Raw genomic sequence first — 15,637 nt, 5'->3', positions numbered from 1 at the left:
TGCAAATTTTTAATGATTAAATAGCAACATTTTATTGGCATTTAAACTAAGTAATCATATACTTTTACGTAAAATACGAAAATTAAGTTCAAATATTCACATTTTATGAGTAATAACAACGAAACTGTCATCTTTTCGATGGCGGGTGTAACAAAAGTATACCCTCCAAATAAACAAGTTTTAAAAAACATATACCTGTCTTTTTTCTATGGTGCAAAGATTGGTGTTTTAGGTCTTAACGGTTCAGGTAAGTCTTCTTTATTAAGAATCATTGCTGGTGTTGATAAAGAATACAGAGGTGAAGTTGTTTTCTCTGATGGATATAGCATTGGTTACTTAGAACAAGAACCTAAATTAGATCCTGAAAAAACAGTGAAAGAGATCGTTCAAGAGGGTGCTCAAGAAACTGTTGATTTACTTCAAGAATTCGAAGAAATCAATTTAAAATTTGCAGATCCAGATGTGCTTGAAGATCCAGATGCAATGAATAAATTGATCGAGCGTCAAGGTGAAGTGCAAGAAAGATTAGACCAATTGGATGCTTGGGAACTAGATAATAAATTAGAAAGAGCGATGGACGCTCTTCGTTGTCCTCCAGAAGACCAAAAAGTAGGTGTACTTTCAGGTGGTGAGAAACGTAGAGTTGCATTGTGTCGCTTGTTATTACAAGCACCTGATGTGCTTCTTCTTGATGAGCCTACCAACCACTTAGATGCGGAATCTGTATTCTGGTTAGAGCAACATTTACAACAATATAAAGGTACAGTTATAGCCGTAACCCACGACCGTTATTTCTTGGATAACGTAGCAGGATGGATTTTAGAATTAGACAGAGGTGAAGGTATTCCTTGGCAGGGTAATTATTCTTCTTGGTTAGATCAAAAACAAAAGCGTTTAGCACAAGAAAATAAACAAGAAAGCAAACGTCAGAAGATTTTAGAAAGAGAGTTAGACTGGATTAGAATGTCACCAAAAGGTAGACAAGCGAAACAGAAAGCTCGTTTAAATTCATATGAGAACTTACTCAATGAAGAATCGAAGGAGAAAGAACAACAATTAGAACTTTACATTCCTGCAGGACCTCGTTTGGGAAGTAAAGTGATAGAAGCTAAGGGTGTAAAGATGGCTTTTGAAGATAAGCTACTATATGAAGACCTTAACTTTACTCTTCCGCAAGGTGGTATTGTTGGTATCGTTGGGCCAAACGGTGTTGGTAAAACTACTTTATTCAAGTTAATCACTGGTCAACTAAAACCATTAGAAGGAACATTTGACGTTGGTGATACAGTAAAAATTGGATACATCGACCAAGAACATGCTTTAATGGACCCTTCTAAAACAGTTTGGGAAACTATTTCCGGAGGTAATGAACTGATGGATATTGGTGGAAAGCAGGTAAATTCAAGATCATATGTTTCAAAATTCAACTTTGCTGGTAACGACCAATCGAAAAAGGTAGGTGATTTATCTGGTGGTATGAGAAACAGAGTTCAGTTAGCCATGACGTTAAAGGAAGGTTCTAACTTACTTCTTCTTGATGAACCTACCAACGACTTGGACGTAAATACAATGCGTTCTTTAGAGGAAGCTTTAGAAAACTTTGCAGGTTGTGCAGTAATTATTTCCCACGACCGTTGGTTCCTTGATAGATTAGCTACTCACCTTTTAGTATTCGAAGGCGACTCTACAGTTCGCTATTTTGAAGGTAACTTCACTGAATATGAGGCAAAAAGAAGAGAGGAAGTTGGTGATATCACACCAAAAAGATTGAAGTACAAAAAGTTAATGAAATAATTTTTTTCACTGAATATTAAAAAGATGCTTTATTTACTATCTATTAGTAATTAAAGCATTTTTTTTCAACCGAAAAGCCTTTATTTTTGTAATTGGTGTTCATCAATTAATAGATGACTCATTAAGATCAAAAAGTATTTCTTAAATAGAAAGTATGCAAGACGTTATTCGTTTATTACCTGAATCATTAGCCAACCAAATAGCTGCAGGTGAAGTGGTACAGCGCCCCGCTTCAGTTGTCAAAGAGTTGGTAGAAAATGCCATAGATGCTGGCAGTGATTCTATTGTACTTAAGGTAAAAGACGCTGGTAAAACGCTTATACAAGTAATCGATAATGGTTGCGGTATGTCTGAAACTGACGTACGTATGAGTTTTGAACGTCATGCTACATCTAAAATTCAGACTACATCTGATTTATTTAATATCAATACTTTTGGCTTTAGAGGTGAAGCGCTAGCTTCTATTGCTGCAGTTGCACAAGTTATTGTTAAGACAAGACGAGAGGAGGATGAACTAGGAACTTTAGTTGATATTGAAGGTTCTGAGGTAAAAGATCAGGAACCTACTCAAACACCAAAAGGAACAAGTTTCTCTGTCAAAAACCTCTTTTTTAACGTTCCTGCAAGAAGAAAGTTCTTAAAATCGAACCCGGTAGAATTAAAGCATATTATCGATGAGTTTCAAAGAGTAGCTTTGGCTAACCCTGAAATTTCGATGACTATGATTTCCGATGATAAGGAACTTTATAATCTTAGAGGTGGTAACATTGCAAAGAGAATTGTTTCTATGTTTGGTAAATCTTACCAAGAACAATTATACCCTTGCCATGAAGACTTGGATGTAATTAAGGTCAAAGGTTATATCGGTAAACCCGAAAACGCTAAAAAAACTAGAGGAGAACAATTCTTTTTTGTTAACGGTAGATACATCAAGCATTCTGCATTAAATCATGCGATCATGACTGCTTATGATAGTATTCTTCCAGAAAATACCTTCCCTTTTTACTTACTGTTTATTGAATGTGACCCTGCTGACGTAGATGTCAATGTTCATCCAACAAAAACAGAAGTTAAATTCGCAGATGAACGTACTACATACGCAATAGTTAGTGCTGCTGTTAAACAAGCTCTTGCTAGTTATGGCATAACACCATCAATTGATTTTGGTATAGATGTAAACTTTGCGAAAGATGGAACTCCTACATCTGGAATTACATCAAAAGGAAGTATGATCCCTCCTATTGAGTCAGACTTAACTTCTAATATTCCGGACTTACCATCAACAAATTCGGATAATAATTTTACATCAGAAAGTAATAATTTAAATTCTGGTAGTAATGGTGTAGATGATTTTGCAATCAATGTTTCTTTCGATCAAAGAGACAATACATCCTCTGATGATTATGTTAAAGTTTCTTCTCGCTTAAATTCATGGAATCAGCCTTCGGATGATATGCCTGACTTTACGCCATGGTCTCCTATAGAAGAAACTTCCTCTGCAAATAACTTTTCTTCAGAGGAAACTCCTGAAGAACCTATTACTTACAGTAGTAGAGCAAATGATTTAGAACAAAGTGATAACGTTCAAAAGGAAGTCGATCGCTTTCCTTCTGATAATGTAATTCCAATTCAGTTACACCATAAGTACATCATGTATCAAGTAAAGTCTGGTGTGATGTTAATGGATCAGGAAGCTGCACATGAACGTATTTTATACGAAAAGTTTTTAAGTCAGATGGAAAATAGTAGTGGTGTTTCTCAACAGCTATTATTTCCTAAAAAAGTCGTATTAAACTTATCTGATTTCGCTATTTTCACTGAGTATAGTCAAGAAATTGCCGCTTTAGGTTTTGGTTTTGAACTTGAAGGAAATGATACTGTCGTTATTAAAGGTATCCCTACTTTAATTCAAGGAAATGATGAACAGGAAATCATCGAAGAACTTATCGAACAATTAAAACACAACAAGGAAGAGTTGAGAATTTCTGCCAACGAAAATATCGCTCGATCGTTAGCAAAAAGGGCTTGTATAAAAAGTGGACAGCCTTTGGAGCTTCAAGAAATGAAATCAATGATCGAACAATTGTTCTCTTGCACTTCTCCTAATTATACACCTGAAGGTAAAAAGACTGTTGTTTTAATGGATACAGCTCAGATTGAAGGTCTATTTAATTTGAGATAATTTTACTTAAACGTAAATCTACATAAATAAAAAAGCCTTGAAGGAAATAGGTATTTACCCTATCCTTCAAGGCCTTTTTGTTGAGTTCTATTTTGTATATTTTACTACTTTTATTGACGTTGAAATTAATTGTCTTTTATTCTCTACTTTATACCAATGCTTCTCATTAGAAAGTTCCGAAATATTAATACCTTCAATTTTCAGTAACTCTTTTAATGTCATCTCAAAAGAAGCTTTGATAACATCAACTCTACCATTGATAGTATAAATATTAACGAATTCATTCTCACCAATAATAAGATTTAGTTCTGTTGCTTCTTTACTAATTTCATATACATCACACATTTGGTGAGTATTTCTATTTTCAGAAATTACATTAGCATGCTTTTTAACGAGACCCTTCTCTATTTCTATAGTACCATCATCTATAATGTTATCTCCATCCTCTGGTGTGCCAGGGATCCTATCGCTTGGTGTCTGGCCATTGTCTAAATCAATGTCTCCATCACCAGGATCTTTATCTTTACCTGGAGTCTGCTCTCCTTCTATTCGGTCATTTGTAATTGGTTCATAATCACTCCCATTATTACATGAAGTGAATGATAAAACAGTGATTACAGCGATTAATTTAATTAGGTTTTTCATTTAATTTTAGATTGATATTTAATTATTAAGGTGTACTCCACACCCATTGGTTTTAATGTCACTCGTTACCATAAGAGATGGATAATTTATTGTATTCGAATTTTTAAATTAGAAGAAAGGCTCGATATCTTTTATTATCCTCTTTGTATAGATTGACAATTCAAAGGTGTATATTAGTTTAACATCAATCAAATAAATTAAGCTGTATCTAGTTTGAATGGGCTAATGAAAATAATCGTTGGACTTTAAAAGGTAATTCTTCTATCATAAACCTAATTTGATAGAAGAATTTACACTTTAGTTATTTCTATTCTAAGCGATTAATTCATCAATAGCTTTTGCTAATTTTCTATCTTTTTCTGTGATCGTGTTTCCTGTGTCATGAGTTGTTAGAGCTATTTCAACTGTATTCCAGACATTCGACCAATTAGGGTGATGTTGGTGTTGTTCTGCTAAAAATGCTACCCTAGTCATAAAAGCAAAAGCTTCTGAAAAATCTTTAAATGTAAAAGTCTTTTGTAATTGATTATTGGTTTCTTTCCAATCCATAGTGATAAGTATGTTTATTGATGATATTCAAAGATACAGAAATCAATAAAAAGAAAAAGCCGGTACATTATTGTACCGGCTTGATCATAACAGTAATGTTACTATTTATATTTTCTAGTGCTTGAAGTGACGTACACCTGTCATTACCATTGCTACATCGTTCTCATTACAGTAATCTACAGATAATTGATCCTTGATAGATCCACCTGGCTGGATTACAGCTTTGATTCCTTCTTTTTGTGCTAATTCAACACAATCAGGAAATGGGAAGAATGCATCTGAAGCCATTACTGCTTCTGATAAATCAAAACCGAAACTCTTTGCTTTTGCAATAGCTTGGTTTAATGCATCTACTCTTGATGTTTGACCAACACCACTAGCGAATAACTGACCATCTTTTGCTAAAACAATTGCATTAGACTTCGTATGCTTACAGATTTTGTTTGCGAACAATAAAGCATTTACTTCAGAATCTGAAGGTGCTTTTTCTGTAGCTACTGTTAAGTCTTCAGCAGTTTCTGTTTTTAAATCTTTATCCTGTGCTAAAACACCATTAAGTAAAGATTTAAACTGGATACCACCTGTAGCAATATCTTTTCTATTTAAGATAATTCTATTTTTCTTTCCTTTAAGTAATTCTAAAGCATCTGCATCAAAAGATGGTGCAATAACTACTTCACAGAATAACTTATGAATTTCTTCTGCTGCAGCTAAAGTGATAGGTTGGTTAGCGATAAGTACACCACCAAACGCTGAAACTGGATCACAAGCTAATGCCTTAACATATGCATCTTTGATATCGCTACCTAAAGCAACACCACAAGCATTTGTATGCTTAAGGATAGCAAATGCTGCTCCTTCTGAAGCTGGGAATTCATCAATTAAAGAAACTGCCGCATCTACATCCACAAGGTTATTGTAAGAAAGCTCTTTACCATTTAACTGGTCGAACATGTCTGACAATTCACCATAGAATGTACCGCTTTGGTGAGGGTTCTCGCCATAACGTAATGTTTTAGCCGAACGTTCTGTTACTTTAAATGCTGGGATTTTTTCTTCCTCTTCTGCTTCTACTGCACTATTGAAGTAATCGAAGATTTTTGCATCATAGTGAGAAGAAATATCGAATGCTTTTGCTGCGAAACGCATACGATCTTTAAGTTCTGTAGCACCATTTTTCTCTGAAAGAATCTGAGCTACTTCATCATACTGCTCTCTTGAAGATACAATTAATGTATCCTTGTAGTTTTTAGCAGCTGCACGAATTAATGAGATACCACCGATATCTACTTTTTCAACAATGGCTTGATGCTCTGCACCAGATGCTACTGTTTCTTCAAAAGGATAAAGATCTACAATTACTAGATCAATGTTAGGGATACCAAATTCAGCAATTTGTGCTTGATCTTGTTCGTTGTCTCCTCTGTTAAGGATACCACCGAAAATCTTAGGATGTAAAGTCTTTACTCGTCCTCCTAGGATAGAAGGGTAAGAAGTTAAGTCTTCAACAGCCGTTACTTCGGCTCCTAGTTCTTCTATAAAACTCTGTGTGCCACCTGTAGAATAAATAGTGACGCCATTTTCTTGAAGGAGTTTTACAATTGGCGCTAGATTGTCTTTGTAAAAAACCGAAATTAAAGCTGATTCAACCTTTTTCATATTCGTTTGATAATCTTTAGTTTATGATTATGGCGCAAAAATAATCAATTCAAGTAAAAAAAATATCCTTTAACCCGAAAAAGGTTCATTTTTTTACTTACAGATAAGGTAAAAATCACCCTATCTGTAAGCAATAGTTAGTAATTAACTTTTAGTAACTAAAGTGTTTAACGTTACGAACGATTTATGTAGTTCGATAACTTGAGGAACAATTAAATGTTTTTCATCATTATTGATCACAAAATCGGCAAGAGTTGATAACTCTTCTTCCTGTCTTTGCTTATCAATAATTTCTTCAATTTGATGTTGTGGTCGATTATCCCGAGAAAGGACTCTCTTTATACGATCTTCGTATGGAGCTCTTACAACAATCACCTTATCAAGTGATTTGTATTGTTCATTGGTAAACATCAGCGCAGCTTCTTTAATCACATACGCATTTTTCAACAACTGGATTTTTACCCAATCGTCATAATGCTGTTTAACGCGAGGATGAACAATTTCATTCATTTTTTCTAATTTCTCTTTACTAGAGAAAATCTGATTGGCTAGGTATTTCTTATTTAGATAGCCATTTGGGAAATAGGATTCAGCTCCAAAATTAGATTTAACAAGATCAATAATTTCTGGGTCTTCAACCATTAACATTTTTGCGGAATTATCGGCATTGTAAATAGGTACTCCTAAAACTTTAAAAAGTCTACAGATGTAACTTTTACCGGCACCAATTCCACCTGTGATGCCAACTTGCATAATTTTAATTTTTATCTCGTTGTTTTGATCACCCTTAATTTTTTAGGGGATAGGATAATGTTTTCGTAAAAATCTTCTACAAACACCTTTGGTGTTACCGTTGAGTCGTTCCAATCTATATCCTTATAGTCAACAACTACAGGTATAGTATCTACGCTATTTATCAAGTCTTCTCTGATAATATAACTAATATACACATCTTTAGGCTGTAATAAAAAGATTGAATCTGTAGAGTCCTCAATATCAGGGAAATTCACCTTAAAAAGCTTTGTTTTTTCAGTGGTCGAAATGAAGTAAGATACATCAAAAGAGACCTTAACTTCATCATATTGAGAAACAATTAGACTTTTCTCATTATCTACAGGAATTCTAACAGGTATGTATTCATTTAAATTTTCAGCAATTGGATCTGCATCTTCCGAAGATAATTTCAAATCACTTGGAAAATGAGATAGCTCTGTACTTGGTCCTCTAAAAATTATACTGTCTGGTACTACTTTCACAGCACCTACCCTTTTATAGCCATTTTGAAAATGAAAAGATGTAGTATCAATTTTTACTGCTAACTTTTTATTGGTTAATGTATCGTAGTCAAAGGCGAGAGTATCCTCAACAATATAATTTACCTTCAACCCTTTTAAAACTTGAGAAAGTTCTTTTAGTAAAAACTTACCCGCTATATACTTAACGGAAACGGGGTCTTCTAAGTTTATATTTAACTTACTATTTCCCATTCCTAATGATTTACTTAATAAAGTCCAGCCATTTCCTGTAGCATTGACACTCACATGATTAGGGGGTTCCTGAAGTGCTACTACATTGTCCTCGCTGATTTTTACTTTTACAGGTATCTCTATTGTTGAAGTATGGTCTTCATTTAATGAATGGAAGATCCAGAAAATAAAAGCCGTCGTCAGGCAAACCATCATGGCACTCCAATCCCACCGCTTAATATCTTGAAGGAAAGAATTATCCTCAATCAAAAGATTAAGTTGTTCTTCTGCCCATTCAACAAGCTTTTTAAAATCTGGGATATGGTATTTTCTATCCGGCATAAACCTTTTACTTAACTATAGTACTAATAAATGATGTTTCATCATTCAAAAATAAAAAAACCGTAGTAGAAATCTAATTTCCGCTACGGTTTACAAGATACTTATAAAGGAAGTATTTATTTAGTCTTTTTTCTCTTTCTTCTTACCAAAAACAATGTTTGTGTTTTCAGCTGAGATTGAAGACTTTTCAAAAGTTACTTTAACGCCTCTATCAATTTCTAAAATTACTGTAGAGCTCTTCACTTCAACGATTTTACCGTGCATTCCACTGATTGTAACAACATTTTGTCCTTTCTTAATAGCATCAGAGAATTTTTGTTGATCTTTTTGTTTCTTCTGTTGCGGACGAATCATAAAGAAGTAAAATACTGCGATCATACCAACGATCATCACAATGTTCATGATACCATTAGGATCTCCAGCTACTTGAAGTAAGATATTATTTAAAACGTTCATTTTGTTGTTATTTTTATAATTAGCCACAAAAATACAAACCTCTACTAGGTTATGAGCCTAATAGAGGTTTTTTTTTGTGAAAATTAAAAAAGAAGTCAGACTACATTGTCTTTGCTTCTTCTTTTGGGTTCACCATAGTTTTTATGATTACTGCATCTAAACCATCTTCTACGTTAGCATAAAGAGTAATTTTCTTTACTTGTCTACCTTTTTTGTGTGATGAGTTAAATGTTACCGTTAATTCTGACTCTTCGCCTGGAGCTAAAGGTTTTCTATCCCAGTTTGGTGCAGTACACCCACAAGTTGTTTTTACGTTTGTGATCGTTAATGGCACCTCACCAACATTTTTATACTTGAAGATATGAGTTACTTTGTCACCTTCAGTGATAGTACCGAAATCGTATTCTTTTTCGTTAAACTTGATCTTAGCTAAAGGACCACTTTTCTCATTACTGTTTGTTACAGAAACACTCGATTGATTGTTTTCTGTTTTCTTCGCTTTCTCTCCACAAGAGATAAAACATACCATTGAGATAAGAAGTACTGATAGTGATTTTAAAAGTTTCATTATGATATAATTAAATGAATTTGATTAAAATGAAAGTTTAAAATACTGTATGATTTACTAATGGATAATTCTGTTCATAAAGCACCAGTATTAAAAACAAATTCTGAATACCTGATCCATCATAAACATTGTGTTTAGTGTTTCAATTAGGCACAGTATTCAAAAGTTATGTAAAGCTATTACAATTATAACAACTTTGTAAACAAAAAAAGGCAAAGAAGTATTCCTTCTTTGCCAATTATGTACTATTGAAGAAGAAATTCTATACTTCCTCCTCGTCATCAAGTACGGGTGTAGAAATTCTTTCTTTTAAAGCATCTACTTCACCCATTAATTCTTCAGCATGTTTGATGGCATCATCAATCACTTTCTGGCCTTCAGATTTTGCTGCTGTAACTGCAACTTTTCTTTCTTCAAGAAGGTCCTCAATTAAATCTTCCAATTCCTCACGGTATTTGTCTAATTTATATGATAAACGTTCTCTTGTGTTACGTCCTTTATCCGGAGCAAATAAAACACCTAATAAAGCACCTGCTGCTGCACCTGCAACAAAACCAAATAATGAACTTCCGCTGTTTTTTGCCATGTATAGTAATGTGTTAAATTATTTGTTATCTAGTAAACCTTTTCCAGACTTCTTGATCTTTCCTTCAGCCTGAAGGTCTTCTGAAATTGAATCTAACATACCATTGATAAACTGCCAACTTTTTGGAGTACTATATTGCTTCGAAATCTCAATAAATTCGTTAATTGTAACTTTTACTGGGATATTTCTAAAGTTCAACATTTCTGCTAATGCCATATTAATTAAGATAGCATCGACTTTTGCAATACGATCAACAGCCCATTTTTTAGACTTTTTCGCAATAATTTCTTTAAAAGACTCTTCTTGGTTTAAAGTATAGTCATAAAGATCTTCGAAAAACTCTTTGTCCTCATCCCAATTTTTTGAGATAGAAAGTATTTCAGTACCCTCATCTTGTGAAATATTTTTCACCGTCTTCAGTACCATACTTCTAAGAATTTTCTTGTTCTCTGACCAATTAAGATCTTCTCCTTCAAATTGAGATTCGATAATCTCATTTTTAAAAATGAAGTCTCTTACTATTAAACGTAAGATTTCTTTTTGCGTTTCAAAGTTGTCGCCTTCTTTTGCAAATTCTTCAATTTTTTCTTGAAGTTCTCCGTCGCGCTTTAAGATTCTAAGCCATTCTAAGACTCTTTCGTCGTCTTCAGCTCTTCTTAATTTATTTTCGGCAAGTAATTCGTTTAATGTTTCGTCTTCTCTAAGAATTGTGAAGACAGGATTGTGATAGAACCATTCTGTGAACTTTTGGTCAAGTTCAATGGATCTTGCTCCTTTATCGAGTTTTCTCTCCAATTCTTTGTGAGATAACTCTGAAATATCGATTAAATAAGAGAGGATTTTTAGGTATTTTGTAAATAGTTGTTCTGTTTCAACAACCATATTCTTGCGGGTATCTTGTTTCCCATCTGCCATTAATTGCTCGAAATAATTCTTAGCATTAGATGCAATCTTAAGAAGTTTTACATCCAACCCTTGAGTTGAAGGTTCTTCCTGATCTTCATCCATTACTGAATTAATGTATTCAATTACTTTGGCTTGCTCTTCATCTATTCTAGCTTTTTCTTCCTGACCAAACTCAAGTAACTCATCACGAAATTCTGCTTTGATTTTGTCTAAAGTTAACTCCTTGTTTGATGCTTTATTTTGTTTGAAAGCATAGATGTTTTGCATTACTTTAATGCGTAATAACCTTCTGTTGAGCATGGATCTTCTATTTACCTAAATTTCTAAAGAACTATTACATCTAAGAGACGATGAAACAAATTTAATAGTTTCATGCCGATTAACTTTATTAAGATACACCTAATTTTCTGATATACAGATTTATTAGGATAAAATATCTTAGATAAGATGAATAAAAAAGGCTAGTCTAAAATGTTAGACTAGCCATTTGGTAGCGGGGACCAGACTCGAACTGATGACCTTCGGGTTATGAGCCCGACGAGCTACCAACTGCTCCACCCCGCACTGTTTTTCTTAAATGCTGTGCAAAAGTAGAGGTTTAATTTTTAGTAACCAAATTAAATCTCAATTAAAGACGTTAATAACCATAAATCATCAGAAAACAACACTCATAGAAAGTATGCTAACATCATTAACACCTCCTTCTTTCAGCAAGTAAGTCACTGATTTTATGGTAGATCCTGTTGTAATCACATCATCAATAATTAAAATGTGTTTTTTTTGAATATTTTTTCTTTTTGATACATTAATCTCAAAAACTCCCTCTAAACTCTTTAATCTTTCAATTTTCGACTTTTTTGTTTGAGAGGTAGAGTGCTTCTTTCTTATTAATACCTCAGGATCATATTGTACATCCCATCTTTTAGAAAGACGTTCACAAAACTTATCCAATTGATTATATCCTCTTTGTTTCTGTTTTTTTGGATGTAAAGGAATGGATGTAATTAAGTCTATTGATTTGGGGTAAATGGTATCACAAGGAAATACAAAGTGATCCACCATCCATGCTCCTATTTTAGGAAGGTCTTTATATTTTAAGTGATGAATAAGAGATTGAACAATATTATCGCTCGTATAAAAGAATAAAGAAGTTGCCATATTAACTTCTTGGTCTAACCGGTCTCTAATATTATTTTGCTGAGGAGATATCCAAGAACCGTTATTTAATGGAAGTTCTGCATAGCATGAAAAACATAAATATTCTTCTCCTGATCTCAATAACTCTTCACAATGAAGACAAGTTGGAGGAAAAATAGTATAGCAAATTGAATTAAAAACTTTTGAGAGAGTAAGCATTAGTTTGTTATCGTATGAATCGTGTTTATTTTAGCATGAATATACACATTTCAATCAAATTACGATTTACATTGGAAAACGAAGAATTGGAACAACTAAGAACCGAATGGGCAAAGCTGCAAGGTGTACTCACTTCTGTTTTAGGTAAAACTCCTGGAGATTTAAATAGTATTTTATTTCTTATCGGTGTTCAAGAATTAGGTAAAGGCCCGATCCCTTTTTCTAAAGAAGAAAAACAGGATCTTATACATATAGCCACTTGTAAAGTACTAAGCTTTTCTGGGTACTACTCATTAGAAGGTGAAGACAAAGACGGTTGGCCACATTGGAAATTAGAAAAGAAGATACCTTCTATGGAATTGCTAGCACAAGAACAACTTATGAAATGGCATATTCTAGAATATTTTAAACAAGAAACTGATTTATTAGATTAATATGAAAATTATTTCGTACAACGTTAATGGGATTAGAGCTGCATTAAAAAAAGGATTAGACGGGTGGCTCAAAGAATGTAACCCAGACATTGTTTGTATTCAAGAAACAAAAGCACTTGAAGATCAAGTCGACACGGAGATTTTCAAGGAATTAGGCTACAAATATATCTATTGGCATGCCGCTGAAAAAAAAGGCTATAGTGGGGTAACAATTTTATCTAAAATTGAGGCGATTTCTACTAAAATAGGCATGGGAATTGATACATACGATATAGAAGGTCGAACAATACTGTGTGAGTTCGAAAATTTTACGTTAATCAATACTTATTTCCCTTCAGGAACATCTGGAGAAGAAAGACAAAGTTTTAAATATGCTTTTCTAGACGATTATTACAATTACGTATCCGAACTGAAAAAAACTTACAACAACTTGGTCATTTGTGGAGACTTTAATATTTGCCACAAGGCGATAGATATTCATAACCCTGACCGTAACAAAAATACTTCAGGTTTTCAACCTGCAGAGAGAGCATGGGTCACCAAGTTCATAGATGAAGGAGGTTTCGTTGATGCATTCAGAAAATTTGATGAAAGTCCTCATAAATATAGTTGGTGGACTTACAGAGCAGGAGCTAGAAAAAAGAATTTAGGATGGCGTATTGATTACTTTATGGTTCAGAAAGAATTCAGTGATGCTTTAGTATCATCTCAGCTACATAATGAGGCTGTTCACTCTGATCACTGTCCCGTAGAAATTGTACTTCGTTAAAAAAATGGTGTAATCTGTGTAAAAAAATCATTTTTTTAGATATTTTTAGACTCACACTAGGTTGTGCAAACTTTTGTTTTTAAAAAATTAGCCAGATAAAGGATTATTTTAGGCGAAATACATAAGAAAATTCATTGCAAATGAGAAAGCTGATCGCTGTTATACTCTCTTTTACATTCCTATCACTATTTGTAGGATGTGGATCAGGCAACCAAGAAAAGGGGGATGCTGAAACCGTATTGACTCCAGCTAAAGGCGGTAAATTTTATGGAGGAGTTTTTAAGGTTAATGAAGCCGAGTATATCAAAAACTTATTTCCTCTTAGTATCATTGATATTTACTCTTATAGAATAGCCTCTCAGATTTATGAGGGATTATTTAAGTTTGATCAGAAGACTTTACAAATTACCCCAAGTCTTGTTGATAGTTATGCTAAATCTGATGATCAGTTGGTATACACTTTCAAATTAAAAGACAATGTCTTCTTTCATGACGACAAATGTTTTGAGAGTGGAAAAGGTAGAAAGCTATCAGCTAAAGATATTCTATACAGCTTTAATTTAATCTGTACTTATAATAAAAATAATCAGTATGCTCATTTGTTTACTGATATTGTAGTTGGTGCTAAAGATTATTATAACGCTTCAAAGGCTGATTTAACTTTCACTAAATCTCCAGAAGGTCAATCTGGCGTTTCTGGTTTTAAAGTGATTGATGAATTGACATTTGAAGTAACGTTAGAAAAGCCCAACTCAATGTTCTTATATAACTTGGCTAGACCAGGTGCATTTATCTTCCCTAAAGAAGCTTACGAAGCATATGGTGAAGATATGAGAACAAAATGTGTGGGTACTGGTCCTTACCAAATAGCTAGTGTTGATGAAGATATTTCTATTATCTTATCTAAAAACGATAACTACCACGGTAAAGATGAGCATGGTAACCAACTTCCTTTCCTTAAAGCCATCGTTGTTTCATTTGTTAAAGACAAGAAAATCGAATTCTTGAAATTTAAGAAAGGCGAACTTGATATGATGTACAGAGTTCCTACAGAAGACATCATTGATATTCTTGCTGAATCTGATGAAACAAATGAAAACTTCAAGTATCATTTACAACGTACTCCTGAAATGTCTACACAGTTCTTAGCAATGAACAACGCAGGCAAAATCTTTAATGATATCAATATTAGAAAAGCATTCAACTTTGCTATTGATCGTCAAAGAATTCTTGAGTATATCTTAAATGGTGAAGGGTATATGGAAGGTCACTTTGGTATTACACCTCCTGTATTTGACAACTATGATATCGAAGATATCCAAGGATATAAGTATAATCTGGATTCAGCGAAATACTACTTAGCAAAAGCTGGGTATGCTGATGGTAAAGGTTTTCCAAAAGTTACTCTTGACTTAAATACTGAAGGAGAACAATACAGCAATGTTGCTCTTGAAGTAAAAAAGCAATTAAAAGATAAATTGAATATTGAAATCGAATTGAAGATTTCTCCTTTTGCTCAGATTGCTGAAAAGAGTATCATGGGTCGTTACGATTTCTTACGTTTAGCATGGATTGCTGATTACCCAAGTCCTGAAAATTACTTATGGGCTTATTACAGTAAAACACTTCCTAAGAACTTAGAAGATAAATCGTGGCCTAACTTAATACGCTACAGTAATCCTAAGTTTGATGTAGAGTATGAGAAAGCGTTAGGAGCTTCAGATCAAAAAACTGCAATGGTTCACTTTAAGAAGGCTGAGCAAATTTTAATGCAAGATGCTCCTTTTGTAGTATTGTGGTATGACGAAGGATATCGTCTAATTCAGAGAAATATTAAAGATTTCCCTAACAATCCGATGCAATATCGTGATTTCAGTACTGTTTATTTTGAGAAAAGTAATTAATATTAATTATATTACTATATA

The 15,637-nt window shown here is 33.5% G+C and carries 15 protein-coding genes and 1 tRNA gene; 5 read left to right on the top strand and 11 right to left on the bottom strand.

What is annotated here, in order from left to right; translation table 11 throughout:
- The first annotated feature begins 105 nt into the window (after nt 1-105).
- On the top strand, nt 106-1,794 hold the full coding sequence (gene ettA, locus QL232_RS24810) for an energy-dependent translational throttle protein EttA (protein WP_168883485.1): 1,689 nt from the start codon (nt 106-108) through the stop codon (nt 1,792-1,794).
- A 154-nt stretch (nt 1,795-1,948) separates the two neighbouring features.
- A complete protein-coding gene (gene mutL / locus QL232_RS24805; RefSeq protein WP_281616197.1) occupies nt 1,949-3,976 on the top strand; it encodes a DNA mismatch repair endonuclease MutL in 2,028 nt (675 codons plus the stop codon).
- An 87-nt stretch (nt 3,977-4,063) separates the two neighbouring features.
- On the opposite strand, the gene QL232_RS24800 is transcribed toward mutL, so the two are convergent.
- The 11 genes from QL232_RS24800 to QL232_RS24750 all read right to left on the bottom strand — a co-directional run bounded on the left by QL232_RS24800 (nt 4,064) and on the right by QL232_RS24750 (nt 12,509).
- Nucleotides 4,064-4,621, bottom strand: a complete 558-nt coding sequence (locus QL232_RS24800) for a hypothetical protein (protein WP_281616196.1) — start codon at nt 4,619-4,621, stop codon at nt 4,064-4,066.
- 312 nt (nt 4,622-4,933) lie between these two features.
- A complete protein-coding gene (locus QL232_RS24795; protein ID WP_281616195.1) occupies nt 4,934-5,170 on the bottom strand; it encodes a 4a-hydroxytetrahydrobiopterin dehydratase in 237 nt (78 codons plus the stop codon).
- A 114-nt stretch (nt 5,171-5,284) separates the two neighbouring features.
- On the bottom strand, nt 5,285-6,829 hold the full coding sequence (purH, locus tag QL232_RS24790; RefSeq protein ID WP_281616194.1) for a bifunctional phosphoribosylaminoimidazolecarboxamide formyltransferase/IMP cyclohydrolase: 1,545 nt from the start codon (nt 6,827-6,829) through the stop codon (nt 5,285-5,287).
- Between the two features lie 144 nt (nt 6,830-6,973).
- The gene (coaE, locus tag QL232_RS24785; protein ID WP_211093317.1) at nt 6,974-7,582 is read right to left on the bottom strand and encodes a dephospho-CoA kinase; all 609 of its coding nucleotides are present in this window, start codon (nt 7,580-7,582) and stop codon (nt 6,974-6,976) included.
- A gap of 11 nt (nt 7,583-7,593) precedes the next feature.
- Nucleotides 7,594-8,637 carry a hypothetical protein gene (locus tag QL232_RS24780; protein WP_281616193.1) on the bottom strand — a complete coding sequence of 348 codons (1,044 nt, stop codon included), beginning with the start codon at nt 8,635-8,637 and terminating at the stop codon, nt 7,594-7,596.
- Nucleotides 8,638-8,757: 120 nt separating this feature from the next.
- On the bottom strand, nt 8,758-9,093 hold the full coding sequence (gene yajC, locus QL232_RS24775; RefSeq protein ID WP_168883491.1) for a preprotein translocase subunit YajC: 336 nt from the start codon (nt 9,091-9,093) through the stop codon (nt 8,758-8,760).
- 100 nt (nt 9,094-9,193) lie between these two features.
- On the bottom strand, nt 9,194-9,661 hold the full coding sequence (locus QL232_RS24770; protein ID WP_168883492.1) for a DUF1573 domain-containing protein: 468 nt from the start codon (nt 9,659-9,661) through the stop codon (nt 9,194-9,196).
- Between the two features lie 262 nt (nt 9,662-9,923).
- The gene (locus QL232_RS24765) at nt 9,924-10,247 is read right to left on the bottom strand and encodes a YtxH domain-containing protein (RefSeq protein WP_168883493.1); all 324 of its coding nucleotides are present in this window, start codon (nt 10,245-10,247) and stop codon (nt 9,924-9,926) included.
- A gap of 18 nt (nt 10,248-10,265) precedes the next feature.
- Complete coding sequence (gene nusB / locus QL232_RS24760; RefSeq protein ID WP_281616192.1) at nt 10,266-11,453, bottom strand: transcription antitermination factor NusB; 1,188 nt, start codon at nt 11,451-11,453, stop codon at nt 10,266-10,268.
- 188 nt (nt 11,454-11,641) lie between these two features.
- Nucleotides 11,642-11,717 (bottom strand) — tRNA-Met (locus QL232_RS24755).
- A gap of 90 nt (nt 11,718-11,807) precedes the next feature.
- Nucleotides 11,808-12,509, bottom strand: coding sequence for a phosphoribosyltransferase family protein (locus QL232_RS24750; protein ID WP_281616191.1), 702 nt, complete (start codon nt 12,507-12,509; stop codon nt 11,808-11,810).
- A 35-nt stretch (nt 12,510-12,544) separates the two neighbouring features.
- Here QL232_RS24750 and QL232_RS24745 point away from each other — a divergent pair, with 35 nt between their 5' ends.
- The 3 genes from QL232_RS24745 (at nt 12,545) to QL232_RS24735 (ending at nt 15,616) form a co-directional block, all read left to right on the top strand.
- Nucleotides 12,545-12,943, top strand: a complete 399-nt coding sequence (locus tag QL232_RS24745; protein WP_235958314.1) for a hypothetical protein — start codon at nt 12,545-12,547, stop codon at nt 12,941-12,943.
- 1 nt (nt 12,944) lies between these two features.
- On the top strand, nt 12,945-13,712 hold the full coding sequence (locus QL232_RS24740) for an exodeoxyribonuclease III (RefSeq protein WP_281616190.1): 768 nt from the start codon (nt 12,945-12,947) through the stop codon (nt 13,710-13,712).
- A 140-nt stretch (nt 13,713-13,852) separates the two neighbouring features.
- On the top strand, nt 13,853-15,616 hold the full coding sequence (locus tag QL232_RS24735) for an ABC transporter substrate-binding protein (RefSeq protein WP_281616189.1): 1,764 nt from the start codon (nt 13,853-13,855) through the stop codon (nt 15,614-15,616).
- Nucleotides 15,617-15,637: the final 21 nt, after the last annotated feature.

The sequence above is a fragment of the Flammeovirga sp. SubArs3 genome (genome assembly GCF_947387565.1).
Classification (GTDB): Bacteria; Bacteroidota; Bacteroidia; order Cytophagales; family Flammeovirgaceae; genus Flammeovirga; species Flammeovirga agarivorans.
Note: the sequence above shows the minus strand (reverse complement) of the source record. Positions and strands in the feature narration are given on the sequence as shown.